We start from the raw sequence: 24,882 nt of genomic DNA, 5'->3' as shown, positions 1-24,882 counted from the left end.
GGCCGCCGCCGGGCCCGCGCCCACCCGTCCGCCACCGCGGCGGCCAGCGCGAGGGCCACCACGGCGGCCAGCGCCAGCCACCAGGACGTGTCCATGCCCCAGACGCTACCGCCGCCGCGTTCCCCCGGCGCGCCGGGGCGCATCGGGATCCAGGTCCGTCCGAACCGGTGACAGCACAGGTGAGTTCGCCCACAACGGCGGTCCGGGGAGGACCGACCGGCCCTTTCGCGCCTTACGCTCAACGCACTGCACGACCTCCCTCCCGCACCACCCCCCGTCGTCTGTCCGTCCACGGAGGTTCCAGCTCCATGAAGCTCACCGTCGTCGGCTGCTCGGGGTCGTTTCCGTCCGCGGACTCGGCCTGTTCGAGCTACCTCGTCGAGGCCGACGGCTTCCGGCTGCTCCTCGACATGGGCAACGGCGCCCTGGGCGAGTTGCAGCGCCACTGCGGTCTGTACGACCTCGACGCGATCTTCCTCAGCCATCTGCACGCCGACCACTGCATCGACATGTGCGGGTACTTCGTGGCGCGCTACTACCGCCACGAGGGCGGCCGCTGCGGCGCCATCCCGGTCTACGGCCCCGAAGGCGCCGAACAGCGACTGACCACGGCGTACGCGGACACCCCCTCGTCGTCCGCGATGAGCGAGGTCTTCGACTTCCGCACGCTGAAGCCGGGCGCGTTCGACGTCGGCCCGTTCTCGGTGCGTACGGAGCGGGTGCCGCACCCGGTGGAGTCGTACGCCATCCGGGTCGAGCACGGCGGGGCCTCGCTGACGTACTCCGGCGACACCGGCGTGTGCGCGGCCCTGGACGACCTCGCCGCCGGCACCGACCTGTACCTCTGCGAGGCGTCCTTCACGCACGGCAAGGAGGACATCCCGGACCTGCACCTCAACGGCCGCGAGGCGGGCGAGTCCGCCCGGCGCGCGGGCGCCCGGCGGCTGGTCCTCACCCACATCCCGCCGTGGACCGACCCGAACGTCAACCTCGCGGACGCGCGCGCGGCGTACGACGGGCCGGTGGAGCTGGCCCGGCCTGGCGCGGTCTACGTGCTCTGATCCCGCTGCGGTCGGTCGACTACGTCGAAGCCCCCGCCTCGTCTGGTCGAGGCGGGGGCTTCGGGGTGTACGGGCTACTTGGCCTCGCTCTTCTCCAGCTCGGCGAGCTCCTCGTCGGACTCGCGGCCCGGCGTCGGGAGGTTGAACTTGACGATCGCGAACCGGAAGGCCACGTAGTAGACCACCGAGAAGCACAGGCCGATCGGGATGATCATCCAGGGCTTGGTGGCGAGGTTCCAGTTCAGCAGGTAGTCGATCGCACCGGCCGAGAAGGTGAACCCGGCGTGCACGCCGAGCGCCCAGGTGATCGCCATCGACAGGGCGGTGAGGATCGCGTGGATCACGTACAGCGCCGGGGCGATGAACATGAAGGCGAACTCGATCGGCTCGGTCACACCGGTGACGAAGGAGGTCAGCGCCAGCGACATCATCATGCCCATCACGGCCTTGCGGCGTTCGGGGCGGGCGCAGTGGGCGATGGCCAGCGCGGCGGCCGGGAGGCCGAACATCATGATCGGGAAGAAGCCGGTCATGAAGAGTCCGGCGGACGGGTCACCGGCGAAGAACCGGTTCAGGTCGCCGTGCACGACCTTGCCCGCGGCGTCGGTGAAGTCACCGATCTGGAACCAGGACACGGTGTTCACGAACTGATGCATGCCGACCGGGATGAGCGCGCGGTTGATCAGGCCGAACAGACCGGCGCCCACCGCGCCGAGCCCGGTCATCCACTCGCCGAAGCTGGAGATGCCCTCACCGATGGGCTCCCAGACCAGACCGAAGAAGACGCCCATGAAGGTGCCGACGAAGGCCATGATGATCGGGACGAGACGGCGGCCGTTGAAGAAGCCGAGCCAGTCGACCAGCTTGGTGCGGTGGTACTTCTGCCACAGCCAGGCCGCGAGCAGACCCATGATGATGCCGCCGAGCACACCGGGGTTGTTGTACGTCGCGGCGACGTCGACACCCTTGTTCTCGGTCGTGTTGATCACGGCCTCGGTCACCGGGAACGCCTTCAGCACGTTGCTGTAGACGAGGAAGCCGACCAGGGCGGCCAGCGCGGTGGAGCCGTCGGCCTTCTTGGCGAAGCCGATCGCGACACCGATGCAGAACAGCAGCGGCAGGTTGTCGAAGACCGCGCCGCCAGCGGTGGCGAAGACGGACGCGACCTTGTCCCAGCCGAGCCCGTCCGGGCCGAACACGTCGTCCTGGCCGAGACGCAGCAGAATGCCGGCCGCGGGCAGCACCGCGATCGGCAGCTGGAGGCTGCGTCCAACCTTCTGCAGGCCCTGGAACAGGCCGGAGCCCCACTTCTTCTTAGCGGGGGCCGCCGGGGCGGTGGCCGTACTCATCAACTTCCTCCATCGGGCATGACGCCGCCCGGGGACAGAGAAAGCAAGGGGGGACGGCGGCGTCGCTCAGGGGACGCGGCCTGCGGCCGCGTGGTCTACACCAGTGAGTGGTGTAGACCTGTTGTAGCACGGTGAACGGCGGATAAGGAACCCGTGCCTCCGATATGAGGGCGCACATCCGGGCACGCATGACCAAAGGCCCCCGAACCAGAGCGGTTCAGGGGCCTTTCGGCACCGTGTTTTACCAGCACAAAGAGGCGTAAGGAGGCCCTAGGCTACTACTTCAGGTTCTCTCGCTCCATTTCGGCCTCGACCTCCTCCGGCTCCCGGCCCGGCGTCGGGATGTCGAACTTGGTGATCGCGAAGCGGAAGATCACGTAGTAGACCGCCGCGAAGACGAGCCCGATGGGGATGATCAGCCAGGGTCTGGTCGCCAGACTCCAGTTGATCACGTAGTCGATCAGACCGGCCGAGAAGCTGAAGCCGTCATGCACCCCGAGCGCCCAGGTCACCGCCATGGAGACGCCGGTCAGCACCGCGTGCACCGCGTACAGCGCCGGGGCGATGAACAGGAACGAATACTCGATCGGCTCGGTGATGCCCGTCACGAACGAGGTCAGCGCGACCGAGAGCATCATGCCGCCCACCTCGTGGCGGCGGTGCGGCTTGGCGCAGTGGGTGATCGCCAGCGCCGCCGCGGGCAGCGCGAACATCATGATCGGGAAGAAGCCCGAGGTGAACAGGCCCGCGTCCGGGTCGCCCGCCAGGAACATGCTGATGTCACCGTGGACGGTGGTCCCGTCCTCCTTGGTGTAACTGCCGAACTGGAACCACAGCGGCACGTTCAGGAACTGGTGCAGACCGATCACCAACAGCGCCCGGTTCGCGATGCCGAAGATGCCCGCGCCCCACGCGCCCAGGCCCACCAGCCAGTCGCTGAAGCTCTCCAGGCCGTCGCCGATCGGCGGCCAGATCCACAGGCAGAGGGCGGCGAAGCCGATCGCCACGAACGACATGATGATCGGGACGAGGCGGCGGCCGTTGAAGAAGCCCAGCCAGTCGACCAGCTTGACCCGGTGATACCGCTGCCAGAACCAGGCCGCGAGCAGCCCCATCACGATGCCGCCGAACACCCCCGGATTCTGGTACGTGAACGCCGCCACCGTGCCGTCCGCCGCCTGGCAGCCGGTGGCCACCGCCTCCGCCCCGCCCTCACACGACTTCGGGAACTGCCGCAGCACGTTGAAGTAGACGAGGAAGCCCGCCGTGGCCGCCAGCGCCGTGGACCCGTCGGCCTTCTTCGCCATCCCGATCGCGACGCCGATGCAGAACAGCAGCGGCAGCCCGATGTTCGCGTCCAGCAGCGCCCCGCCCGCGCCCGCCATCACCTTGGCGACATTCGTCCAGCCGAGCCCGTCCGCCCCGAACACATCCGGCTGGCCCAGCCGGTTGAGGATGCCCGCCGCGGGCAGGACGGCGATCGGCAGCTGCAGGCTGCGCCCCATCTTCTGCAGCCCCTGGAACAGGCGGTGCCACCACTTGGCCCGCGGCTGCGCCGTCGCGTTGCTCGAACTCATCGACGTCCTCCCGGAACAGGCCAGGCCTGGCAGGCGTTGCATACTGGTGTAGACCAGTTGCGGTACGGTGCGGGAGCCCGGCCCCGAGGCAGGATTCCGTGATCGTTATCTTTCGGTACCGGGTGGGCGCTCGCCCGCGAAGTTGCGCCAACCGTGGGCTAACGTGACAAATCAGACCTGACGATGGGTCGGTGCGTCGAGCAACGCTCATGACCGTGCTCGTGGAACCACAGGGAGAAGGACATGGCCAGCAAGGCTGAGAAGATCGTCGCCGGACTCGGCGGCATCGAGAACATCGAAGAGGTCGAGGGCTGCATCACCCGCCTGCGCACCGAGGTGCAGGACGCCTCCCTCGTCGACGAGGCCGCCCTCAAGGCCGCCGGAGCCCACGGCGTCGTCAAGATGGGCACCGCCATCCAGGTCGTCATCGGCACCGACGCCGACCCCATCGCCGCGGAGATCGAAGACTTGATGTGACAGCTGCCCTCGCATGACCTGCGAGGAACCCCCAGACACCCCGACTGACCCGCGGTGCGGCATCTCTCGCCATCCCGCGGTGTCTCGGGGTGTCTTGGCGTTGTGTGTACGGCATGCGCACGGGAGGCGGGCCCTGGCAGCGGTTAGTCCTCGGAGGGCGGGGCGTTCCGCTCCGCCCCCTGGGCGGCTGGCCCTGGCTTTGCCTGGACGGTCAGAGCTGGCAGATGAGCGAGTCGTCGTCGCTGCCGTCGCAGTAATCGACCTTCTTGATCTTCACGGTGTCGATGTCGGACATCTCGCCGTTCTCGATCTCCGTGTCGTAGAAGTCGACCTCGTCGTTCTTGGTCTTGCCGGGGCCGAGCCGTTCCGCCGAAGAGCCGGTGCTTCCGAGGAAGTCGCCGTCCTTGTCGTACGCCTCGAACTCGATCCAGTAGTTGGCCGCCTCGCTGCCGCTGTTGGCGACGGTGAAGGCGACACGGTAGGTGGTCACGCCGTATTCGGTCTTGACGCCCTGGCTGGTGATCTTGACGTCCTTGTCATGGGCGCTGCTGACAGGGCTCTTGGATTCCTCGGGGTCGTCCGAGCCGTCAGGGCTGTCCTGGCCGCCTGGACTGTCCGCGGAACTGTCCTCGTCACCCGTGCACAGGTGTTCGGTGAAAGCCGCGTTGAGTTTGGCGTGATCGGCCTTGGACATCTTGTTCTCGTCGTCGAGGTTCTGAGCGCGTGTGTTCTCGTCGCCCCCGCAGTACAGGCGGAAGAACTCGGCGGACTTCGCGATCTCGCCCGCTGTGGCGTCGGCCATCTCCTGCGGGTCGGACGACACGTCGTACACGACGTCCATGAAGCGGGTCTCGGACTGAGTCAGGTTGTCGGCGTTGTAGCCGCGAGACTTGCCGTCGGCGTCGCCGCTGCCGCATGCGGTGAGCGCGGCTGCGGCGACGGCTGCGGCGACGGCTGCGGTGGCGATGGTGCGGATGCGGTGCATGCGTCCCCTCTTGATCCTTTGTGTGGGGTGAGCGTACGGGCGCGTTCCGCGCCAAGTGCTGCCCGTGATGGTGTCGTTACATGACGGAGGGATCGTCGCCCCGCTGTTCGGCACAGCGGAGCCGGGCCCTCCGTACGGGCGATAGGCTCGACGCCATGTCTCGCATCGACGGCCGCACCCCCGAACAACTCCGCCCCGTCCGCCTCGAACGCGGCTGGAGCAAGCACGCCGAAGGCTCCGTGCTCGTCTCCTTCGGCGACACCAAGGTGTTCTGCACCGCATCCGTCACCGAAGGCGTGCCCCGCTGGCGCAAGGGCAGCGGCGAAGGCTGGGTCACCGCCGAGTACTCCATGCTGCCCCGCTCCACCAACACCCGCGGCGACCGCGAGTCCGTGCGCGGCAAGATCGGCGGCCGTACGCACGAGATCTCCCGCCTCATCGGCCGCTCACTGCGCGCCGTCATCGACTACAAGGCGCTCGGCGAGAACACCATCGTCCTGGACTGCGACGTCCTCCAGGCCGACGGCGGCACCCGCACCGCCGCCATCACCGGCGCCTATGTCGCACTCGCCGACGCCGTCGCCTGGGCCCAGCGCAAGAAGCTCATCAAGCACAACCGCCAGCCGCTGACCGGCACCGTCTCCGCCGTCAGCGTCGGCATCTTCGACGGCGTGCCGCTGCTCGACCTCTGCTACGAGGAAGACGTACGCGCCGACACCGACATGAACGTCGTCTGCACCGGCGACGGCCGCTTCGTCGAGGTCCAGGGCACCGCCGAGGCCGAGCCCTTCGCCCGCGCCGAACTCAACTCCCTCCTCGACCTCGCCGTCAGCGGCTGCGACGAACTCGCCGCGCTCCAGCGCACGGCACTCGAAGACCCGCTGACCTGACGCCCAGGCAGCTAGACCAGGCAACCAACCGTCCCCGCCAGGCGTTCTTACTGATACGGGCGCACGGGTTCGAGCCGTGCGCCCGTCCAGAACAGGGGAGGGACACCACCATGGCCTCGCGCCGCCACCACCGCCGCACCGCCACAGCAGTCGCCGCCGCCGTGCTCGGCGCGACCCTCGCCGTCGGCTGCAGCACCGTCGACAAGGCGCTCGACTGCGCGCGGACCGCCGACGCGATCGCGGACAGCGCCGCCAACCTCCAGCAGGCCGTCGAGGACGCCGCGACGGGCCGGACCCCGGACGCGGACCAGGCGCTCGACGACATCGACAAGAACATCACCGAGATCAACGACCGAACCGACGACGCCGACGTCGGCAAGGCCCTCGACTCACTCGGCCGAGCCGTGGGCAACGTCCGCGCCGCCATCAGGGAAGGCGACACCACCCCCGACATCAGTCCGGTCACGGACGCCACCGGCGAGCTCACCAAGGCCTGCAAGCCCTGAGAGCCGTACGTCGCGGCGGCCCCGGATACTAGAGGCATGACCCGCCTGATCCTCGCCACCCGCAACGCCCACAAGGTCACCGAACTCCGCGCCATCCTCACCGCGGCCGGACTCGACCACGACCTGGTGGGCGCCGACGCCTACCCCGACGTCCCCGACGTCAAGGAAACCGGCGTCACCTTCGCCGAGAACGCCCTACTCAAGGCCCACGCACTCGCCCAGGCCACCGGCCACCCCGCCGTCGCCGACGACTCCGGCCTCTGCGTCGACGTCCTCGGCGGCGCGCCCGGCATCTTCTCCGCCCGCTGGGCGGGCCGCCACGGCGACGACCGCGCCAACCTGGAACTCCTCCTGGCCCAGCTCGCCGACATCGACGACGCCCACCGCGCCGCCCACTTCGCCTGCGCCGCCGCCCTGGCCCTCCCCGACGGCACGGAACGCGTCGTCGAAGGCCGCCTGCGAGGCACCCTGCGCCACACCCCCTCCGGCACCGGCGGCTTCGGCTACGACCCGATCCTCCAGCCGGACGGGGAGACTCGCACCTGCGCGGAACTGACCCCCGACGAGAAGAACGCGATCAGCCACCGAGGCGAGGCGTTCCGGGCGCTCGCGCCGGTGGTGGGGGAGTTGTTGGGGTAACACGACTCAGAAAAAGCGACCTGCAAAATCCTTGGATTCGTAGGTCGCTTCTCCCGTGCGGCGGAAGGGATTCGAACCCTCAAGCCCGGTCAGGGGCCACAGATCCTAAGTCTGCTGTGTCGCCATTGCACCACCGCCGCCAGCCGTCTGTCATGGTACCCGGACGGGCAGCCAGCGCGTAGCGGGGTCTTCGGGGCTCGACGTGCTGGCCGTGTGTTCGTGGCCTCGCGCGGAGTGATGAAGCGCGAAGCCATGGGCAGGGGCGCTGGTTAGCCCAGTTCCCTGCTGTCGTTCCGTTCGCCTCGCTCCGACCGCTTCTCCAGGCGCGCTTGGCGGCGCTCCTCCCTGGCCGCCTTCCGCCGCGCCTTGCTCTCCTTGCGGGTGACGCTGACGCCGCCCCAGAGGGCGAAGCCCTTGATGATCACGCGGGGTGCGCCGGGGTCGCCGGGTACGCCGTCCTCGCGGGAGTCGAAGCCGCCCATCAGGCCGAAGCCGCGGACGCGGACTTCCACGCCCGGCGGGACGACGACGCCGAGGCCGCCCATGAGGGCGACGCAGTTGATGACCGTCTCGCGCTGGGAGAAGTGCGCGTCGCGGAGGTCGATCTCGCCGCCGCCCATCAGCGCGAAGGCGGTGAAGCGCGGCGGGGCGGTCCAGACGCCCTTGCGCTGGAAGCCGCACATGATGGCGCACGCGCCCGTGGAGGTGGGCTCGCCGCCGATGCGTGAGGCCCAACTGCCGGAGACGGCGGGGGCGGTGGCGGACGCGGGCGCGGGCGCGCCGGTCGCCGGGAGGTCGCGGGTGAGGGGCTCCAGGTCGCCGTAAGTGCGGGCCTTGTACGCCGCGTCGAGGCGTTGCTCGAACTCCTCCATGTCGAGGCGGCCTTCGGCGACGGCGTCCCGCAGCCGTTCGGCGACTCGTTCCCGGTCGGCGTCCGAGGCGCGCAGCTCGGGCAGGTCGTCGTCCGTCATATGAATCACCCTAGCGTGGCCTGGTCCGCGTACATCTTCGCGATGACATTCTCGATGTCGGGTTCTCGTACGGAGAGGTCCACCAGCGGATACGCCGAGGCGACGGCCGTGACGAGCGGGGCCGCGGAGGCCGCCGCGGGGAAGGCGAGCCACTGCCGCGGGCCCTCGGTCCTGACCACCCGCGCGCCGTCGACCTCGATGGGCGGGAGCTCCTCCGCCAGGTCGACGACGAGGGTGCGTTCGCTCTCGCCGATCTCGTGCAGGCCGGTCAGCTCACCGTCGTACATCAGCCGCCCGTGGTCGATGACCATGACGCGCTTGCACAGGTGCTCGATGTCCTGGAGGTCGTGGGTGGTGAGCAGGACGGTGGTGCCCGCCTCGGCGTTCAGGTCGCGGAGGAAGCCGCGTACCCGGGCCTTGCTGACCACGTCCAGGCCGATCGTCGGCTCGTCGAGGTAGAGGACGGCGGGGTCGTGCAGCAGGGCGGCGGCGATGTCGCCGCGCATCCGCTGGCCGAGCGACAGCTGCCGTACGGGAACGGGCAACAGCTCTGCCAGGTCGAGGAGTTCGACGCAGCGGTCGAGGTTCGCGCGGAACCGGGTGTCGGGGATGCGGTACATGCGGCGCATCAGCTGGTACGAGTCGATGAGGGGCAGGTCCCACCAGAGGGTGGTGCGCTGGCCGAAGACGACGCCGATGCGGTGGGCGAGGCGGGTCCGTTCGCGGGCGGGGTCGATGCCCGCGACGCGCAGGGTGCCGCCGCTGGGGGTGAGGATGCCGGTGAGCATCTTGATGGTGGTGGACTTTCCGGCGCCGTTCGGGCCGATGTAGCCGACCATCTCGCCGCGCGGGACGGTGAAGGAGATGCCGTCGACGGCGTGGACCTGGTGGCGCTCGCGTCGCAGCAGGCCGGTCCTGCGCCGGACGTCGAAGACCTTGGTGACGTCGGTGAGTTCGATGAAGATGAGGCTCAGCTCCCTGTGCTGCGGTAGGAACGGAGGCCCGCCCGCCAGGCGAGACCGGCGAGCGCGCAGCACGCCGCGGCCACCAGAGGCGGCAGGAAGGCGAGCCACTGGGGGAGTCCGACGGGGTTCTCGCGGTCCAGTACGTACAGGGCGGGCAGCCAGTTGACGAAGGCCAGCGGCAGGACGAACGTGACGCCGCGCACCAGGTCATCGGCGAAGATCGACGGCGGGTACTGGAGGAGCGTGTTGCCGCCGTAGGTGAAGGCGTTCTGCACTTCGGACGCGTCCTGCGCGATGAACTGGAAGGCCGCTCCGGCCATGAAGATCGCCGCGAAGATCGCCGCGCCGCTGAGTACCGTCATCGGCACCAGGAGCGCTTTGAGCGGCGTCCAGTGGACGTCGACGACCAGCAGTGCGTAGCCGAGCACCAGGACCCCTTGGGCGAGTCGGCCGATCCTGCGCAGCGCGAACCGGTCGGCGGCGACCTGGACCAGCACGGGGACCGGTCGTACCAGGAGGGTGTCCAGCGTGCCGTCCCGTACGCGGTGCCCGAGCCGGGTGACGGAGCCCAGCAGCAGTTCGGTGAGGCCGAAGGCGGTGCCCGCCGTGCCGTAGAGGAAGGCGATCTCGCCGAGTGAGTAGCCGCCGAGCGCGTCGACGTGCGAGAACATCAGCAGAATGGCGACGAAGTCGAAGGCGGTGGCGGCGAATGACCCTAAGGCGGTCATCGCGAACGACGCACGGTAGGCGAGGGTGGCGCGCACCCACATGGAGACGATGATCCCGTAGGCGCGCAGCCCTTCGGCGATACGGGAACGCCGCCCGCTGACAGGGCCTCGTGGATCGGCGGCGGCGCGGAGTTCGTCAGCCACCCTGCACCACGACCCTCCGGGTGGCCGCCGACTGGAGCAGCCGTCCGGCCGCGAGCAGGGCGAGGGCCCAGCCGGTCTGGAACGCGTAGGCCTGGAGCAGGCCCCAGCCGGTGTGCGTGCCCATATAGACGTCGGCGGGCACCTGGAGCACCGAGGACCAGGGCAGGGCGCGGGCGACTTCGCCGAGCAGGCCGGGGAAGACGTTGAGCGGCAGCAGCAGGCCGCTGAAGAACATGCCCGCGAGTCCCGCGATCTGTACCGCGCCCGTGCCGTCGAGCAGCCAGAACGCGGAGAGGGCCACCAGGTAGCGGATGGCGAAGCTGACCGTGAAGCCCAGGAGCAGGGCGAGCAGGAACGCGAGCCAGATCAGTGCTGATCCGGGCAGTGCGATGTCGAAGGCGAGTGCGCCGATCGCCATCGGGATGACGCCGCGTCCGAGCAGCTGGAACAGGGCCCGGCCGGCGTCGCCGGCCAGCCACCAGAGCTGGAGGTCGACGGGGCGGTAGAGGTCGATGGCGATGTCGCCGGTACGGATGCGGGCGATCAGCTCGTCCCCGAAGCCGCCGCCGTACAACGCGCTGGCGGCGAAGAGCGCTTGGCCGATCCAGACGTAGGCCAAGGCCTGGGACTGGTCGTAGCCGCCGAGTTGCGGGCGCGCGGTCCACAGGGCCGTGTAGGTGTAGGCCATCACGAACCCGAAGACGGTGTTGGTGAAGACGCCCGCGGCGGTGGCTGTCCGGTACGTCGCGTAGCGGCGGAAGCCTCCGGCCGCGACGGCTGTGTACAGCCGCAGCATGGGCCGTGCCTCCTTTCCGGGGTCCGGGGCCGGTCCGGGGCCGGGCCGGGGCCGACCAAAGGGCACGACCTTACCGGGGTGAACGGGGGCGCCGCCAAGGGTTTTCACCCGTTCGGCGGGGCGCGGCGCGCTGGGGCGTGCGCCACGCCCGGTCGCTGAAACGTGCGATCCGGCTCTGACGTTGTCCAATGGGCACGTAACAGTGCGATGAGGGCTATACCTCGTGAATCGGGAGCCGTCAGACATGAGTGACGAGGAGCGGAAGCCGGGAGCCGGGCACCAGGGGTGGGCGCCCAGGGAGCCCGACGACGCCTCGCCTTCGCACGCCGACGGCGGCACTGACACGGCCAAGGCCGAAGCCACGGCCAAAGTCGAAGCCAAGGCCAAAGGGAAAGGCAAGGCCAAGCGTCCCAAGCGCACCGGCTGGCGGCGGCTGGTGCCCACCTGGCGGATGGTCCTGGGCGCGTTCGTGTTGTTCTGTGTGCTGGTCGGCGGCGCTCTGGCAGCCGGTTACCTCCTGGTGGACATCCCGCCCGCCAACCCCACGGCCACCGCGCAGAGCAACGTCTACCTCTACGAGGACGGCTCCCCGCTCGTCCGAGACGGCGAGATCAACCGCGAGAACGTCCCGCTCAGCCAGGTGCCCAAGACCGTGCAGCACGCCGTGCTCGCCGCCGAGGACCGGGACTTCTACTCCGAGTCGGCCGTCGACCCCAAGGCGATGCTGCGCGCCGCCTGGAACACCGTCACCGGCAAGGGCAGGCAGTCGGGTTCCACGATCACCCAGCAGTTCGTCAAGAACTACTACCTGGACCAGGAGCAGACCATCTCGCGGAAGGTGAAGGAGTTCTTCATCGCCATCAAGCTGGACCGTCAGGCCAGCAAGAGCGAGATCCTGTCGGGTTATCTGAACACCAGCTACTTCGGCCGCAGTTCGTACGGCGTCCAGGCCGCGGCCCAGGCGTACTTCGGCAAGGACGCCCTGGACTTGTCGACCGCCGAGGGCGCCTACCTCGCGACGCTGCTGAACTCCCCGAACGCGTACGACGTGGCCGCCCACCCGGAGAACAGGGACCGGGCGCTGGCCCGCTGGAACTACGTGCTGGACGGGATGGTCAAGGAGGACTGGCTCAGCGCCGCCGACCGCGCGGCGATGACGTTCCCGGAGCTTGAGGAGGCCAAGGCGCCGTCCGGGATGTCGGGGCAGCGCGGCTATCTGGTGAAGGCGGTCGAGGACTATCTGATCGCCCACAAGGTGATCGACGAGGACACCCTGAAGAAGGGCGGCTACCGCGTCACCACGACGATCGACAGGAAACTCCAGGACGACTTCGTCGAGGCCGTCGACGAGCAGCTGATGTCGAGGGTCGACGAGGACGCCCGCGAGATCGACCGGAACGTCCGCGCGGGCGGCGCGGCCATCGACCCGGTCACCGGCCGGGTCGTCGCGATGTACGGCGGCATCGACTACACCCAGCAGTACGTGAACAACGCCACCCGCCGCGACTACCAGGTGGGTTCTGTCTTCAAGCCGCTGGTCTTCACCGCGGCCGTGCAGAACGGCTCTGTCACCCAGGACGGGCGGCCGATCACCCCGAACACGTACTACGACGGCACGAACAGACGTCCGGTCGAGGGCTGGGGCGGCGGTGCGTACGCCCCGGAGAACGAGGACGACGCCAGCTACGGCGAGATCACGGTACGCACCGCCACCGACAAGTCCGTGAACTCGGTGTACGCGCAGATGGCCGTGGACGTCGGGTCCGACACGGTGAAGCGGACGGCGATCGGCCTGGGCGTCCCGGAGAGCACGCCGGACCTGACCGCGTCGCCGTCGATCGCGCTGGGCACGGCGACCGCCAGCGCCCTGGACATGGCGTCGGCGTACGCGACGCTCGCCAACCACGGCGAGTACGGCACGTACGCGCTCGTGGAGAAGATCACCAAGGAGGGCCGGGCGCTCGACCTCCCGGCGCGCTCCCCCAGACAGGCCGTCAGCCGGAAGGCCGCGGATACGACCACGTCCGTGCTGCTGAGCGTCGTCGAGGGCGGTACGGGTACGGCGGCGCAGGCCGCGGGCCGCCCGGCGGCGGGCAAGACCGGCACGGCGGAGGAGGACAAGGCGGCCTGGTTCGCCGGGTACACGCCGGAGCTGGCGACGGTGGTCGTGGTCATGGGCCAGGACCCGGACACGGCCGCGCAGACCCCGCTGTACGGGGCGCTGGGCGAGGCGCGGATCAACGGCGGGGCCTATCCGGCGCGGATCTGGGCCCAGTTCACGGCGGCGGCGCTGGAGGGCAGGCCGGTGCGGGACTTCGACCTGGAGCTGGAGCCCGGCGCGGACGAGCCGTACTCGGACGAGTTTCCCTCGGACGGGTTCCCCGAGCCGGAGTTGCCACCGGACGGTCAGTCGGCGGGCCAGTCGGCGGGGCAGGGCCAGGTTCAGGGCCAGGTTCAGGGCCAGGATCAGGGGCAGACCGACGGGCACGACCAGGGGCAGACCCAAGGGCAGGATCAGGGCCAGACGGACGATGACGACAGACCCTAGTGCCCGGAGGTCGCCTTCAGCCCCACCACGGCCACCAGCAGCAGGCAGATGAAGAAGATCCGGGCCGCCGTCGCCGGTTCGCCCAGGACCGCCATCCCGAGCACCGCCGCCCCGGCCGCGCCGATGCCGACCCACACCCCGTACGCGGTACCGATCGGCAGGGTCTTCGCGGCGTGCGCGAGCAGGACCATGCTCGCGACGATTCCCGCGCCGGTGAGCAGACTGGGGACCAGCCGGGTGAACCCGTCGGTGTACTTCATCCCGATCGACCAGCCGACCTCGAGCAGTCCAGCGACCGCGAGCAGAATCCAGGCCATGACGGCACCTCCGAACCTTTGAAAAGGGATCTCAGGGGGTGCGTCGTCTTTGCGAATCCCGGTACGGCGCGTCTCGTCGGGGTGATTCCAAGGTAGCAAAGGCGCGGTTTAGGGGCGTCGAAAAGGCCTGGTGACTCCGGTCACCAGGCCTTGCACCAGCACAGTCGCCGCCGCGGATACCGCTGCCCCTAGAGGTACAGCCCCGTCGAGTCCTCGGACCCCTCGAACCGGTCCGCGGCGACCGCGTGCAGATCGCGCTCCCGCATCAGCAGGTACGACACGCCCCGCACCTCGACCTCGGCCCGGTCCTCCGGGTCGTACAGCACCCGGTCGCCGGGCTCGACGGTACGGACGCTCTGCCCGACCGCGACTGCTTCCGCCCAGGCCAGCCGCCTGCCGACGGCCGCGGTCGCCGGAATGACGATGCCGCCGGTCGACCGCCGCTCGCCCTCGGTGTCGGACTTGACCAGCACGCGGTCGTGCAGCATCCGGATCGGCAGCTTGTCGTGGTGGCCGCTGGGTTCGTGCCTGTCTGGCTGATGGCTGTTGACGCTCACGGCACCGAACTTACCCGCCCCGGCCGTCCGCGTCCGTCGCCGGGTCAGTGCCGCTTGCGGCGCGCGGACATCCTGAGCAGCCCCACGACCCCGACCACCAGCAGAGCCGCCGGTACGACGCGCTCCATCCGCGGTGCTCCGTCCTCGTCCGTGAACCGTTCCTTCACGTCCGTCAGGGCGCGGTTGACGCCGACGTACGCGCGCCCGAGCGTCTGGTCGACGGTCCCCACGAAGCGTGCCTTCGCGTCGCCGACGAGGGTCGACGGGTGCACCCGTACGCCGATCTCGTCCAGCGTCGCGGCGAGCTGCTCGCGTCGGCGTTTGATGTCCGCCTCGATCTCGGTGGGAGTCCTGGCATCCGACACCGCGCTGCCTCCGTGTCGTCGTGTCCGTCGTCTCTAGGGACAGGTCGTCTCTGTGGACAGTCTGTTCTGTGGACAGTCTGTCAGCTCCCTGGCCGCCGCACCGCACAGCACCCCCGTTACGCTCAACCTCAGCAGCACCATTCCGAGCGAGGAGACCCCGATGAGCCAGCGCCTGCAGCCCGGCGACACCGCCCCCGCCTTCACCCTGCCCGACGCGGACGGCAGGGACGTCTCCCTCGCGGACCACAAGGGCCGCAAGGTCATCGTCTACTTCTACCCGGCCGCCCTGACTCCCGGTTGCACCAAGCAGGCCTGCGACTTCACGGACAACCTCGACGTGCTGGCGAGCGCGGGCTACGACGTGATCGGGGTGTCCCCGGACAAGCCGGAGAAGCTCGCGAAGTTCCGCGAGAAGGAGGAGCTGAAGGTCACGCTGGTCGGCGACCCGTCGAAGGAGACGCTTGAGGCGTACGGCGCCTTCGGCGAGAAGAAGCTGTACGGCAAGGTCGTCACCGGGGTCATCCGCTCCACGATCGTCGTGGACGAGCAGGGCAAGGTCGAGCACGCCTTCTACAACGTGAAGGCCACCGGACACGTCGCGAAGATCATGAAGGACCTCGGCGTCTGAGGCGTCCGAGCGGCCTGGGGCGGGCGAGCCGGAGCGCGGCTCACAGCTCGGCCGGGGCCGTCCCCCTGAGCAGCGCGGGGTCGAGCGCCCGGCCCATCCTGCGGTAGCCCGCGTCGCTGGGGTGCAGATGGTCGCCGGAGTCGTACACGGCGCGGAGCCTGCGCGGGTCGTAGCGGTCGCGCAGCGCCCGGTCGAAGTCGACGTACGCGTCGAATACCCGGCCCGCGCGGATCTCGGCGTTGATCGCCGCCCGTACGGCCTCCAGGCGCGGGGTGTGCCCCCGGTGCCCGCCGAACGGCATCAGGGTCGCGCCGACGACGCGCAGGCCCCGCGTGTGGGCCCGCCGGGTCAGCTCGCGCAGACCCTCGGTGATCTCGGCGGGGTCGGCCCGGCGTGGACTGCGCAGGACGTCGTTCACGCCCAGGGCCACGACCACGGCCTTGACGCCGCTGCGCCCGAGCACGTCACGGTCGAAACGGGACAGCCCGCTGGGGTTGTCGGCGGGAGTGCCGGGGCCGTCGGTCAGGATGCGGTTTCCGCTGATGCCCTGGTTGAGCACGGCGTACCGGGGCGCGCCCGGCTCGTCGCGCAGCCGGTCGGCGAGTACGTCCGTCCAGCGGGCGTTGGCGCCCACGGTGGAGGTGATCCCGTCGGTGAGCGAGTCCCCGATGACGGCGACCGCGCCGTCGGCGTCCGGGGTGCGGACGTCCACGGCGGTCAGGTAGCGCCAGTGTCGGCTCTGCTCGGTGTAGCTGCCGCCGGGCGCGTCCGCGACGTGGTCGCCCGGAGCCAGATACGAGATCTGCCGGGCGTGCCGGTGGTAGGTGACCGGTCCCGCCGGGGTCGGCGCGTACACGCTGACCAGCAGGTCGGCGTCGGCCGGTACCCGCAGGCGCGCCTCGTCGCTGTGTACCTGCCGTCCCGGCTGGATCACCACCGAACGCTCGCCGCCGAACGTGAGGCGGCGCAGGGTGCCGGGGACCGCGGCCGGGCCGTCCGGGGCGGCGGCCACGGCGATGGAGGCGTGGGTGAGGGTGAGCGGCCGCTGCCCGTAGAGGTTGGAGAGGGTGACGCGGGCGCTGGTGCCGCCGATGCTGGTGTGCACGACGTTGCGGATCGAGGTGTCCGGGTAGCCCGCCGCGCTGTCCGGTTCGGCGCCTGAGGGCGGCGCGGACCAGGTCCCGACCCAGGCATCGGCGGACGCGGGGTCCGCGCTGCCGGGAGGCGGGGTGTGCGGGCCGGGGCGCAGCGGGGCGCGGGCGCCGTCGCCGCCCGCGAGGCCGAAGCCGACGTACACGGCGGCGGAGACCAGCGCCACGATGGCCGCGAGAGCGGCGATCAGGCCGTGACCATGGCGCCGGGTCATGCGGGTGCGTCTCCTCGGGCACGGGGAGCCCGAGGCTCCGGTTGGACGATCCCATTTTGCGGCATGCGGCGGGCGCGCGCGGGCTCTGGCGGTAACCGGTGGGGGCCGCGGGGAACTCGTGGCGCGCTTCGCGAGTAGCTCAGACGGAGGCTCAGGCAGGGACAATGCATACGGGACTCCCGCGTACGGGACGACGGGCGGTGGCCGCTGCAGTCACGATGCGGTGCCGGTGGACGGGTGGAGCGGATGGAACGCGCGAGAAAAGCGGTCGGAGCGGCAGCCGATGCGGACACGGGCACGAACCCCGGCCCGCCCTCGAACCCGGAGGCCTCGGCCGGAGCGCGGGCGTCGTCGAAGCCCCACCCCGGCCCGATGCACGCCGACACCCCCGCGGACGCGGAGAAGCGGCGCGGCGTGCGCCGGATGAAGGCCACCGCGACCGGCCTGCTGCTCCTGGTCGCGCTGGTGTTCGTGCTCGCCAAGTGGGCGCAGCACGCGGGCGCGGGCGGCTGGACGGGCTATGTCGCCGCGGCCGCCGAGGCCGGGATGGTCGGCGCGCTCGCCGACTGGTTCGCGGTCACCGCGCTCTTCAAGCGCCCGATGGGCCTGCCGATCCCGCACACCGCGATCATCCCGACCAAGAAGGACCAGCTCGGAGCGTCGCTCGGGGACTTCGTCGGCGAGAACTTCCTCTCCCAGAAGGTGGTGCGCGAGCGGCTGCGCGCGGTCGGCATCGCCGGGCGGCTCGGGGCCTGGCTCGCCCAGCCGGAGCACGCCGACCGGGTGACGGCCGAACTGTCGACCGCCCTGCGCGGCGCCCTCACCGTGCTGCGCGACTCCGACGTCCAGGCGGTGGTCGGCGAGGCCATCACGCGCCGGGCGGACGCCGCCGAGATCGCGCCGGGCATCGGCAGGACGCTGGAGAAGATCGTCAGCGACGGCGGCCACCGGCGTGCGGTGGACCTGATCTGCGTACGGGCCCACGACTGGCTGGTCGAGCACGGCGATCAGGTGATGGACGCCGTGCAGGGCGGCGCTCCCGGCTGGACGCCGCGGTTCGTGGACCGGAAGGTCGGCGACCGGGTGTACCGGGAGCTGCTGCGGTTCATCACCGAGATGCGCGACATGCCCGAGCACCCGGCCCGCGGGGCCCTGGACCGCTTCCTCGCCGACTTCGCCGCCGATCTCCAGGCCGACACCGAGACCCGCACCCGTGTGGAGCGCCTCAAGTCCGAGGTGCTGGCCCGCGGCGAGGTGCAGGACATCATCGCGTCCGCCTGGGCGTCCGTACGGCAGATGCTGGTGGCCGCGTCCGACGACGAGCGCAGCGAGCTGCGGCTGCGGGTGCGGGCCGGGCTGATGTCGCTGGGCGCGCGGCTCGCGTCCGACGAGCGGCTGCGGTCGAAGGCCGAAGGCTGGGCGGAGGACGCGGCGGCGTACGTCGTGACGACGTACCGCGGTGAGATCACCCTGCTGATCACCGACACGGTCGCGGGCTGGGACGCGCAGCACACCTCGCGCAAGATCGAGGCGCACATCGGCCGTGACCTGCAGTTCATCCGGATCAACGGCACGGTCGTCGGAGCCCTCGCGGGGCTGGTGATCTATACGGTGGCGACGGCGCTGGGGGCGTAGACCGGACCGGTCCGCACCCGGCAGACTGCGTCCGTGCCGAGCCCCCGCCCCACGCCCGAATCCGAGCCCACGCCCGTGCCCGTGCCGTCATCTGTGCCTGTGCCGCCGTCCGTGCCTGTGCCGTCATCCGGGCCCGTGCCGCCGTCCGGGCCCGTGTCCGCGCCCGTGCCCGCCGCGCACCGGGTCGCCGTGCTGGTGCGCGATGGCGTGCTGCCCATGGAACTCGGCCTGGCGCACCAGCTGTTCGGCGAGGCCAGATCCGTACACGGGGAGCCGCTGTACACGGTGACCACCTGCGCGCTGGCCCCCGGCATGATCCGTACGGACGCCGACTTCCCGGTGTACGCGGCGCACGGCCCCGAGGCGCTGGCCGACGCGGACACCGTGCTCATCCCCGCGTCGCACGAGCAGGACGAGCACTTCGGCGAGCGGGGCCTGCCCGCCGGCCTGGCCGCGGCGCTCGGCCGGATCCCGGACGCGGCCCGGATCGCCTCCATCTGCACCGGGGCCTTCGTCCTCGCGGAACTCGGCCTGCTCGACGGTCTGCGCGCCACCACCCACTGGCTCTCCGCGGAGCTCCTCGCGCGCCGTCATCCGGCCGTCCGGGTCGACCCGGAGGTGCTGTACGTGGACGAGGGCCGGATCCTCACGTCGGCGGGCGAGGCCGCGGGCATCGACCTGTGCCTGCACATGATCCGCCGCGACTTCGGCGCGGCGGTCGCCGCGGACGTGGCCCGCCGTACGGTCGTGCCCCCGCACCGGGACGGCGGCCAGGCGCAGTACATCCCGCGCCCGGTGGCCGAGCCGGAGCTGTCGTCGACGGGCGCGGCCCGCGCCTGGGCGCTCGACCGGCTCGGGGAGCCGCTCACGCTGCGCGAGCTGGCGGAGCGCGAGGCGATGAGCGTACGCACCTTCAGCCGCCGCTTCCGCGAGGAGGTCGGGCTCACGCCGATGCGCTGGCTGGCCCGGCAACGCATCGAGCGGGCCCGGCAGTTGCTGGAGGAGACCGACCGTACGGTGGACCGGGTCGCGCAGGAGGCGGGCTTCGGCACGGCCGTGTCGCTGCGGCAGCACTTCCACGCGGCGCTGGGAGTGACGCCGCGGGCGTACCGGGCGACGTTCCGGGGGCGCGACACGCCCGGACCCGAAAAGGCTTAGCCGGGCGTCGCGCACGGGCCCGCTGTGTGCTCGCGTCCGCGCATGTCCAAAGCTCATCTCGGCTTTGCGGCAAGCCAGTTGAAGATCACGGACGAAAAGCCCCATCCCGCCCGCACCCGTTCACATCACCGAAACAGCGAGGTTTCGGGCAGAGTGTGCCTCGCAGGCACGCGGCACCACAGCACTACGGCACCACAGCACTACGGCACCACAGCACTACGGCACCACAGCACTACGGCACCACAGCACTACCGGAACAAGGAGCGGTACAGGTGATCTGTTACGGGCCCTCCGTCCTCGACCTCGCCGAAGACCTGGTGGACACCTACGCGGAGGTCTTCTCGGCCCCGCCGTGGAACGAGGGTGAAGAAAGCATTCAGCGGTTTCACTACCGCCTGTGCTCCAGCGCCAGGCATCCGGGTTTCCGCGCCGCCCTGGCCCAGTCGGGATCGGGCATCGACGGCTTCGCCACCGCCCGGCTCACCCCGGACCCGCTGCCGGACACCCGCAACCACGCCGAGGTCGCGGCCCAGCTCGGCCCGCGGCGGGTGGCGGAGCTGCTGTCCGGCGCGCTGGAGCTGGACGAGCTCGCGGTACGCCGCCACGCCCGCCCCCAGGGCGTGGGCCGCACCCTGCTGACGGAGCTCGCCGGTGACGCCCCGGACGGGCGGGCCTGGGTGCTGATGGCCCGCCGGGCCGAGGGCGCGGTGGCCAGTTACCGCCGCCTGGGCTGGCACGAGGTGAAGCCGCTGCCGGACGCGACGAGCGGGGCGGTGGTGTTTCTGGCGCCGGGACATCCGGCGGCGGCCTGAGGCCGCGGAAGACCAGGACGTACGGCTTGGTCCCGGCCGCGAGCCAGCCGGCGGCGGGCGACTTCCGCGTGCGCCCGCACGCGAGAGCTCCCGAGGGCCTGGGGCCTTCGGGAGCTCTCGGGAGCCAGCGGGAACTGACGCCGCCCTAGCCAGCCGGGCTGGCGGTCCCGCGAGTCAGCGGGCCGCGTAGCCGAAGCGGCCGCCGGAGGCCGGGAGGCCGCCCTTGCCGGGCTCGTATGTGGTCGTCGGACCGTTCACGCCGCCCGGAACCAGGTTGCCCATCGGCAGTGCGTGCAGCGCGCCGTAGCTGGACGGGCCGTACGCCATACCGGCGTAGAGCTTCGTGCCGGTCAGGTGGATGCTCTTGCCCAGGTACTGCTTGGCGCCCGGAGTGCCGGGGACGCCGTCGCCGTCGCCCGCCTGGATCCACAGGTCGTTGGCGCCCTGCGGGCCGAACGGCGAGAAGGTCTGGATCACGCCCGCGTCGACGGTGGAACCGACGTCCTCACCGGGCGCGCCGACCGCGATCCGCATCGTCGCGGTGCTGCCCGTCTCGCGCGGCGCGGTGTTCACGATGGACACGGCCTCGCCGAAGTGGTCACCGGCCTCGGCGGTGCCGGCCACGTCGTCGTCCGAGTCGCGCGGGTTCAGCTCGTGCAGATAGTCCCAGGTGCTGTCGTCGGCGTTGACGCGGACGAGGACGGCGCGGCCCGCGCCCGCCCGGTTGGTGCCGTTCGCGGTCACGCCCTCGCCCGGCGAGCCGATGACGAGCATCGACGCGTCGGCGGTCGCGGAGCCGGAGGGACGGTACGCGGCCATGGCCACTGCCGCGCCGAACCTGTCGCCGGGCTCGGCGCCGCCGCTGATGTTCTTGTGGTCCTGGTCGAAGCCCGCCACCACGGTGGGGCGGCCGTTGGCGTCCAGCTTGTGGCTGAAGACGGCCACGGCGCCGGACTTGGCGTCGGAGCCGATGGCCTCGTCGGGCGCGCCGATGGCGATGTGGTGGGCGTCGCCCGCGACGCTGAAGCCGAAGGCGTCGCCCGCCTCCACGACACCCGGAACGTTCGGCTTGTCCTGGTGGAGCGTGGCGCTGGTGTCGCCGTGGATGTAGAAGGCCAGCCCCGCCTTGTCGGCGGAGCCGACGGCCTCGCCGGGCACACCGGCCAGGATCCACGGCCTGCCGGCCGCGGTGGTGCCGGCGGCGAGTGACTGGCCCATCCGGTCACCGGCCTCGGAGGCCGATGCGGCGATGGAACCGGTGCCCTTGCCCTGGATGAAGTGCTTGTTCTTGACGGGGCCCGTGCCGATGCCGTCGCGCGCGCCGTAGAACACGGTGACCACGCCGACGTCCTTCTTGCTGCCGATGTCCTCGCTGGGGGTGCCGACGACCAGGTCGGTGTAGCCGTCCTCGTTGTAGTCGACGGTCGCCAGGCTCTCGCCGAACCAGTCGTCGACCTCGGCGCCGCCCGGCACCCAGCTGAGATCCTGATGGATCTCGGCGGTGCCCTCGCCGCCGCCGTACACGACCCGGACCGCACCGGCCCCGGAGTCGCCGCCGACGGCGGCCTTCGGGTCGGCGATCGCGATGTCCTCGACGCCGTCGCCGTTGAAGTCGGTGATCCGGGTGGCGCCGGTCTTGGCGTTCACCCAGGAGGCCAGGTCGTCGACGCGCGCGGCGATGCCGGCGGTGCTGGTCACGGTGTCGTCGACGCCGAAGCAACCGCCCTGGAAGGACCGGCTGTTGAGGGCGACGAGGGTGGCCGTGCCGTTGTTCACGCGGACCACGGGACCACCGGCGTCGCCCCGGCACGCGGCCGCGCCGTCCTGGCCCGTGACGGCGGCCGTGGTGGCGGCGGCCGAGTCCACGGTGTAGGCGCCGGTGTGCAGCTTCAGCGGGGCCCACTCGTCCTTCGTGCGCCCGTATCCGGCGAACGTCAGACGCTCGCCCGCGGCGGGGGCGGCGGTGGCCAGCGCGATCGGGGCGACGCCCGTGACCGGGCGGTTCAGACGGGCCAGCACCACGTCACGGTCGGCGCGCGGGACCAGCTCGACGATCCGGCGCTCGGCGCCCTGGGCGTCGGTCAGGTCGGCGCGGCCGATCACGGCGGTGGTCTTCTGCCGGGGCACGCCCGCGGCGACGTCCAGGCCGGCCGCCGGGTCGTCGACGAAGCAACTGGCCGCGGTGAGCAGCCACTCGGCGTCGACGAGCGTGCCGGAGCAGCCGCGGGCGTGGTCGCCGACGGTGATCTCGGCGGTGTAGGCGTGGGTGGTGCCGGTGGCGGCGCCGCCGCCGGTGACGGCGGACGCGGGGGCGGCGCACAGCGCGAGCGGACCCGCTATCAGGGCCGTGGCCAGCGCGGACAGGCGCGTGGAGCGGTTGGGTCGCATGAGCTTGGTTTCCTTGCTGCGAGGTCCGTGTGTCGGGCGGAGCCTCGGGTGGTGTCGGCCAGGGCTACTTGCTGGTGGTGATCTCGACGAGGATGTGATCCCGGCCCTCGGGGTCGATCGACTCGCCGACCGCTGTGAAGGAGCCCTTGGGGACCTTCACTTCCTGGGTCTCCTCGTCCGGGGCCTTGAGCGTCATGTCGGCGTCCTGGTCCCCGGCGCCCTTCACGCCGTACACCGCGTCGATCTCCAGGGTGAGGAAGCCGGAGTCGCCGGTGGTGCGGAAACAGACCTTGCTGTTGGAGCGGGTGTACACCTCGAGCAGTCCGGGCTCGCTGTCGCAGACGGCGAGGGTGATGTGGCCGTCGCCGCGCTTCAGGACGATGCCCTGCTCGGCCTCGATCTTGTCGGCCTGCGGGTAGGCGAAGTCCTCCACCGCGTATCCCGGCTGCGCGTCGGCCACGGAGGCGGCGGAGGCGGCGGGCGCGTCGTGCGAGGCGTTGGTGTGGGTGGCGGTGACGACCGCTGCCGCGCATGCGGCGGCGATCGTGCCGGTGGCGACTATGCGCCGTACGAGGTTCACTCGAAACCCCCTGCGTCGGTGATGAACAGTTCCCCCGCACCGGCCGCCCGGCGGAGCTCAGGCCGGGGCGTCTCGGCTGGTGCGCCGCCGAATTCAAACATGTATGCGCCTTCGATGCCGGTGCGGAAAAGGGCCTTTCGGCAGGAAGCGGTACGGAGCATTCCGTGTGCCCTTTCTCACCCGTGCATCTGGTGCACCGTCAGTGGATCCAGCTCCGCGGGTTGCGTACTGTCACGCACATGCATCTGTAGTGCTTATGTTCGACTCTTGCTGCTCGGTCTCCCCAACGCGCCCGGACGGTCGGCTCGTTGCGTGGAGCCCGCAGCTCTGACGATCAGTCACACGCGACTGACGGCCCCGCACCACCGGGTGCGCTGCCGCCAGTCGCCGACCAACGGGACTCGATTCTTGGACACCACTTTCTGGAGCCGTCGGCGCGTTCTGGCCACCGCCGCCGCGACGACGGCGGCCGCCACGCTGCCCCTGACCATGGCCACGCGGTCCTTCGCCGCGGGCACCGCGACGGCGGGCGACGCGCCCCACCTCCCCTCGCTTCCCGACACCGCGCGCGGCAAGGCGGTGTCCGCGTGGAAGGCGGGCGGCAAGGCGGTGAAGAGCGCGGCCGAGAAGGCGCTCGCGGGCACGTCGGCCGACGTCGAGAAGTTCATCGCCACGGGGTTTGACTCCGCCGTCGCGGAGGACAACCGCGTCGCCCTGTTCAAGGCGCTCTCCGCGTCCGGCAAGGGGACCGCGCGGGACATCTCGACCGCGCTGGCCGGCGGGGACGAGGCGATCACCGCCTTCCTCGGCGGCGGATACAAGGCGTCGCTGCTGGAGGACCTCCGGGTCCTCACCTTCACGCTGATGAACGAGGGCGGCAGGAGTGTGCGGGCGGCCGCGAGCCGCGCGCTGGAGACCGGCACCGCCGAATCGCTGCTTGAGTTCATCAACAAGACCCAGTTCACCGCACGGTTCGAGGACGAGCGGGTCGCGGTCTTCAAGATCCTCGCCACCGCCTCGCCCCAGGTGAAGACGTACGCGGAGCGCGCCCTGGAGCAGGGGACCGCGGGCGCCATCGACTGGTTCCTGGAGATGGGGCAGCACATCGCGCGCGCCCGCGACCAGGAGGCCGCCAAGATCGAGCAGTTGGTGGCCGTCGTGGAACGCGAGGGCAGGCGCGCCCGACTGACCACGGAGCAGGCGCAGGCCGAGTCCGAGAAGGCCAAGACCGCCGCGGCCAAGGCGAAGCAGGCGGCCGAGGAAGCCGCGAGCGAGGCGCAGGCGGCGCAGAACGACGTGACCAAGTCCGCGCGCGCCGCCCGTAAGGCGGCCGGTGCGGCGAAGGGCGCCGCGAAGGCGGCGAGCACCGCCATCTCCGCCTCCAACGCCGCCCAGGCCGCGGCCCGTCGCGCCGCCTGGTCCGCGAACGCGGCCGCGGCC

General features: G+C 71.0%; 24 protein-coding genes, 1 tRNA gene, 1 pseudogene and 1 riboswitch. Of the genes and pseudogenes, 11 read left to right on the top strand and 15 right to left on the bottom strand.

What is annotated here, in order from left to right; all coding sequences use genetic code 11:
- Positions 1 to 95, bottom strand: a pseudogene (locus ACX6XY_RS27895) (type II toxin-antitoxin system PemK/MazF family toxin); the annotation flags it as partial.
- Between the two features lie 213 nt (positions 96 to 308).
- Between ACX6XY_RS27895 and ACX6XY_RS27890 the strand changes: the two are divergent.
- Positions 309 to 1,061 (top strand): MBL fold metallo-hydrolase, encoded by a 753-nt coding sequence (locus ACX6XY_RS27890; RefSeq protein WP_460336598.1) that lies wholly within the window; start codon positions 309 to 311, stop codon positions 1,059 to 1,061.
- Positions 1,062 to 1,135: 74 nt separating this feature from the next.
- Here ACX6XY_RS27890 and ACX6XY_RS27885 read toward each other — a convergent pair whose 3' ends face one another.
- A complete protein-coding gene (locus tag ACX6XY_RS27885) occupies positions 1,136 to 2,410 on the bottom strand; it encodes a PTS transporter subunit EIIC (protein ID WP_460336595.1) in 1,275 nt (424 codons plus the stop codon).
- 278 nt (positions 2,411 to 2,688) lie between these two features.
- Positions 2,689 to 3,987 (bottom strand): PTS transporter subunit EIIC, encoded by a 1,299-nt coding sequence (locus ACX6XY_RS27880; RefSeq protein ID WP_460336592.1) that lies wholly within the window; start codon positions 3,985 to 3,987, stop codon positions 2,689 to 2,691.
- A gap of 243 nt (positions 3,988 to 4,230) precedes the next feature.
- Here ACX6XY_RS27880 and ACX6XY_RS27875 point away from each other — a divergent pair, with 243 nt between their 5' ends.
- A complete protein-coding gene (locus ACX6XY_RS27875; protein WP_460336590.1) occupies positions 4,231 to 4,464 on the top strand; it encodes a glucose PTS transporter subunit EIIB in 234 nt (77 codons plus the stop codon).
- Between the two features lie 211 nt (positions 4,465 to 4,675).
- Here the strand turns inward: ACX6XY_RS27875 and ACX6XY_RS27870 are convergent, their stop codons facing one another.
- Positions 4,676 to 5,449, bottom strand: a complete 774-nt coding sequence (locus tag ACX6XY_RS27870) for a hypothetical protein (protein WP_460336587.1) — start codon at positions 5,447 to 5,449, stop codon at positions 4,676 to 4,678.
- Positions 5,450 to 5,604: 155 nt separating this feature from the next.
- Between ACX6XY_RS27870 and rph the strand changes: the two genes are divergently transcribed.
- From rph to rdgB, 3 genes are all read left to right on the top strand, one after another.
- Positions 5,605 to 6,339 (top strand): ribonuclease PH, encoded by a 735-nt coding sequence (gene rph, locus ACX6XY_RS27865; RefSeq protein ID WP_460336584.1) that lies wholly within the window; start codon positions 5,605 to 5,607, stop codon positions 6,337 to 6,339.
- A 110-nt stretch (positions 6,340 to 6,449) separates the two neighbouring features.
- Positions 6,450 to 6,845 (top strand): hypothetical protein, encoded by a 396-nt coding sequence (locus tag ACX6XY_RS27860; RefSeq protein ID WP_460336580.1) that lies wholly within the window; start codon positions 6,450 to 6,452, stop codon positions 6,843 to 6,845.
- A 36-nt stretch (positions 6,846 to 6,881) separates the two neighbouring features.
- Positions 6,882 to 7,484, top strand: coding sequence for an RdgB/HAM1 family non-canonical purine NTP pyrophosphatase (gene rdgB, locus ACX6XY_RS27855; RefSeq protein WP_460336577.1), 603 nt, complete (start codon positions 6,882 to 6,884; stop codon positions 7,482 to 7,484).
- A 56-nt stretch (positions 7,485 to 7,540) separates the two neighbouring features.
- On the opposite strand, the gene ACX6XY_RS27850 is transcribed toward rdgB, so the two are convergent.
- The 5 genes from ACX6XY_RS27850 to ACX6XY_RS27830 form a co-directional block, all read right to left on the bottom strand.
- A tRNA-Leu gene (locus ACX6XY_RS27850) sits at positions 7,541 to 7,624 on the bottom strand.
- Positions 7,625 to 7,753: 129 nt separating this feature from the next.
- Entirely contained in the window at positions 7,754 to 8,455 is a 702-nt protein-coding gene (locus ACX6XY_RS27845) for a DUF1707 SHOCT-like domain-containing protein (protein WP_460336574.1), read from the bottom strand.
- 5 nt (positions 8,456 to 8,460) lie between these two features.
- Positions 8,461 to 9,468: an ABC transporter ATP-binding protein gene (locus tag ACX6XY_RS27840; RefSeq protein WP_460336609.1), complete on the bottom strand. Its 1,008-nt coding sequence runs from the start codon at positions 9,466 to 9,468 to the stop codon at positions 8,461 to 8,463.
- Positions 9,426 to 10,292, bottom strand: a complete 867-nt coding sequence (locus ACX6XY_RS27835) for an ABC transporter permease (protein ID WP_460336571.1) — start codon at positions 10,290 to 10,292, stop codon at positions 9,426 to 9,428. Before ACX6XY_RS27835 ends, ACX6XY_RS27840 begins: the two co-directional genes overlap by 43 nt.
- Entirely contained in the window at positions 10,285 to 11,085 is an 801-nt protein-coding gene (locus ACX6XY_RS27830) for an ABC transporter permease (protein WP_460336606.1), read from the bottom strand. Before ACX6XY_RS27830 ends, ACX6XY_RS27835 begins: the two co-directional genes overlap by 8 nt.
- A 247-nt stretch (positions 11,086 to 11,332) precedes the next feature.
- Between ACX6XY_RS27830 and ACX6XY_RS27825 the strand changes: the two genes are divergently transcribed.
- Positions 11,333 to 13,636 (top strand): transglycosylase domain-containing protein, encoded by a 2,304-nt coding sequence (locus ACX6XY_RS27825; RefSeq protein ID WP_460336568.1) that lies wholly within the window; start codon positions 11,333 to 11,335, stop codon positions 13,634 to 13,636.
- Here ACX6XY_RS27825 and ACX6XY_RS27820 read toward each other — a convergent pair.
- The 3 genes from ACX6XY_RS27820 to ACX6XY_RS27810 all read right to left on the bottom strand — a co-directional run bounded on the left by ACX6XY_RS27820 (position 13,633) and on the right by ACX6XY_RS27810 (position 14,875).
- Positions 13,633 to 13,953 carry a DMT family transporter gene (locus ACX6XY_RS27820; RefSeq protein WP_460336565.1) on the bottom strand — a complete coding sequence of 107 codons (321 nt, stop codon included), beginning with the start codon at positions 13,951 to 13,953 and terminating at the stop codon, positions 13,633 to 13,635. The two genes, ACX6XY_RS27825 and ACX6XY_RS27820, sit on opposite strands and share 4 nt — an antisense overlap.
- Before the next feature lie 37 nt (positions 13,954 to 13,990).
- A riboswitch (guanidine-III (ykkC-III) riboswitch) is annotated at positions 13,991 to 14,055 on the bottom strand.
- 86 nt (positions 14,056 to 14,141) lie between these two features.
- Positions 14,142 to 14,441: a GroES family chaperonin gene (locus tag ACX6XY_RS27815; protein ID WP_460336603.1), complete on the bottom strand. Its 300-nt coding sequence runs from the start codon at positions 14,439 to 14,441 to the stop codon at positions 14,142 to 14,144.
- 113 nt (positions 14,442 to 14,554) lie between these two features.
- A complete protein-coding gene (locus tag ACX6XY_RS27810) occupies positions 14,555 to 14,875 on the bottom strand; it encodes a DUF3618 domain-containing protein (protein ID WP_460336562.1) in 321 nt (106 codons plus the stop codon).
- Between the two features lie 160 nt (positions 14,876 to 15,035).
- Between ACX6XY_RS27810 and bcp the strand changes: the two genes are divergently transcribed.
- The gene (bcp, locus tag ACX6XY_RS27805) at positions 15,036 to 15,503 is read left to right on the top strand and encodes a thioredoxin-dependent thiol peroxidase (protein WP_460336560.1); all 468 of its coding nucleotides are present in this window, start codon (positions 15,036 to 15,038) and stop codon (positions 15,501 to 15,503) included.
- A gap of 40 nt (positions 15,504 to 15,543) precedes the next feature.
- On the opposite strand, the gene ACX6XY_RS27800 is transcribed toward bcp, so the two are convergent.
- A complete protein-coding gene (locus ACX6XY_RS27800) occupies positions 15,544 to 16,869 on the bottom strand; it encodes an SGNH/GDSL hydrolase family protein (RefSeq protein ID WP_460336557.1) in 1,326 nt (441 codons plus the stop codon).
- A gap of 246 nt (positions 16,870 to 17,115) precedes the next feature.
- Between ACX6XY_RS27800 and ACX6XY_RS27795 the strand changes: the two genes are divergently transcribed.
- The 3 genes from ACX6XY_RS27795 to ACX6XY_RS27785 all read left to right on the top strand — a co-directional run bounded on the left by ACX6XY_RS27795 (position 17,116) and on the right by ACX6XY_RS27785 (position 20,474).
- Entirely contained in the window at positions 17,116 to 18,504 is a 1,389-nt protein-coding gene (locus ACX6XY_RS27795; protein WP_460336554.1) for a DUF445 domain-containing protein, read from the top strand.
- Positions 18,505 to 18,669: 165 nt separating this feature from the next.
- Entirely contained in the window at positions 18,670 to 19,662 is a 993-nt protein-coding gene (locus ACX6XY_RS27790) for a GlxA family transcriptional regulator (protein WP_460336601.1), read from the top strand.
- Positions 19,663 to 19,934: 272 nt separating this feature from the next.
- Entirely contained in the window at positions 19,935 to 20,474 is a 540-nt protein-coding gene (locus tag ACX6XY_RS27785) for a GNAT family N-acetyltransferase (RefSeq protein WP_460336551.1), read from the top strand.
- Between the two features lie 174 nt (positions 20,475 to 20,648).
- On the opposite strand, the gene ACX6XY_RS27780 is transcribed toward ACX6XY_RS27785, so the two are convergent.
- Both ACX6XY_RS27780 and ACX6XY_RS27775 read right to left on the bottom strand, forming a co-directional pair.
- Positions 20,649 to 22,862, bottom strand: a complete 2,214-nt coding sequence (locus ACX6XY_RS27780) for a trypsin-like serine protease (RefSeq protein ID WP_460336548.1) — start codon at positions 22,860 to 22,862, stop codon at positions 20,649 to 20,651.
- A 64-nt stretch (positions 22,863 to 22,926) separates the two neighbouring features.
- The gene (locus ACX6XY_RS27775) at positions 22,927 to 23,442 is read right to left on the bottom strand and encodes a hypothetical protein (protein WP_460336545.1); all 516 of its coding nucleotides are present in this window, start codon (positions 23,440 to 23,442) and stop codon (positions 22,927 to 22,929) included.
- 408 nt (positions 23,443 to 23,850) lie between these two features.
- Here ACX6XY_RS27775 and ACX6XY_RS27770 point away from each other — a divergent pair.
- A partial coding sequence (locus ACX6XY_RS27770) for an ALF repeat-containing protein (protein ID WP_460336542.1) occupies positions 23,851 to 24,882 on the top strand: 1,032 nt, incomplete at its 3' end.

Source organism: Streptomyces sp. O3, from assembly GCF_054788135.1.
Note: the sequence above shows the minus strand (reverse complement) of the source record. Positions and strands in the feature narration are given on the sequence as shown.

Excerpts from the sequence above, each read along its gene's own strand:
- ACX6XY_RS27825 (WP_460336568.1), top strand. The coding sequence starts at position 11,333 with ATGAGTGACGAGGAGCGGAAGCCGGGAGCCGGGCACCAGGGGTGGGCG.
- ACX6XY_RS27820 (WP_460336565.1), bottom strand. The coding sequence starts at position 13,953 with ATGGCCTGGATTCTGCTCGCGGTCGCTGGACTGCTCGAGGTCGGCTGG.
- rdgB (WP_460336577.1), top strand. The coding sequence starts at position 6,882 with ATGACCCGCCTGATCCTCGCCACCCGCAACGCCCACAAGGTCACCGAA.
- ACX6XY_RS27815 (WP_460336603.1), bottom strand. The coding sequence starts at position 14,441 with ATGCTGCACGACCGCGTGCTGGTCAAGTCCGACACCGAGGGCGAGCGG.
- bcp (WP_460336560.1), top strand. The coding sequence starts at position 15,036 with ATGAGCCAGCGCCTGCAGCCCGGCGACACCGCCCCCGCCTTCACCCTG.
- ACX6XY_RS27795 (WP_460336554.1), top strand. The coding sequence starts at position 17,116 with ATGGAACGCGCGAGAAAAGCGGTCGGAGCGGCAGCCGATGCGGACACG.
- ACX6XY_RS27885 (WP_460336595.1), bottom strand. The coding sequence starts at position 2,410 with ATGAGTACGGCCACCGCCCCGGCGGCCCCCGCTAAGAAGAAGTGGGGC.
- ACX6XY_RS27860 (WP_460336580.1), top strand. The coding sequence starts at position 6,450 with ATGGCCTCGCGCCGCCACCACCGCCGCACCGCCACAGCAGTCGCCGCC.
- ACX6XY_RS27890 (WP_460336598.1), top strand. The coding sequence starts at position 309 with ATGAAGCTCACCGTCGTCGGCTGCTCGGGGTCGTTTCCGTCCGCGGAC.
- ACX6XY_RS27800 (WP_460336557.1), bottom strand. The coding sequence starts at position 16,869 with ATGACCCGGCGCCATGGTCACGGCCTGATCGCCGCTCTCGCGGCCATC.
- ACX6XY_RS27880 (WP_460336592.1), bottom strand. The coding sequence starts at position 3,987 with ATGAGTTCGAGCAACGCGACGGCGCAGCCGCGGGCCAAGTGGTGGCAC.
- rph (WP_460336584.1), top strand. The coding sequence starts at position 5,605 with ATGTCTCGCATCGACGGCCGCACCCCCGAACAACTCCGCCCCGTCCGC.
- ACX6XY_RS27845 (WP_460336574.1), bottom strand. The coding sequence starts at position 8,455 with ATGACGGACGACGACCTGCCCGAGCTGCGCGCCTCGGACGCCGACCGG.
- ACX6XY_RS27870 (WP_460336587.1), bottom strand. The coding sequence starts at position 5,449 with ATGCACCGCATCCGCACCATCGCCACCGCAGCCGTCGCCGCAGCCGTC.
- ACX6XY_RS27780 (WP_460336548.1), bottom strand. The coding sequence starts at position 22,862 with ATGCGACCCAACCGCTCCACGCGCCTGTCCGCGCTGGCCACGGCCCTG.
- ACX6XY_RS27875 (WP_460336590.1), top strand. The coding sequence starts at position 4,231 with ATGGCCAGCAAGGCTGAGAAGATCGTCGCCGGACTCGGCGGCATCGAG.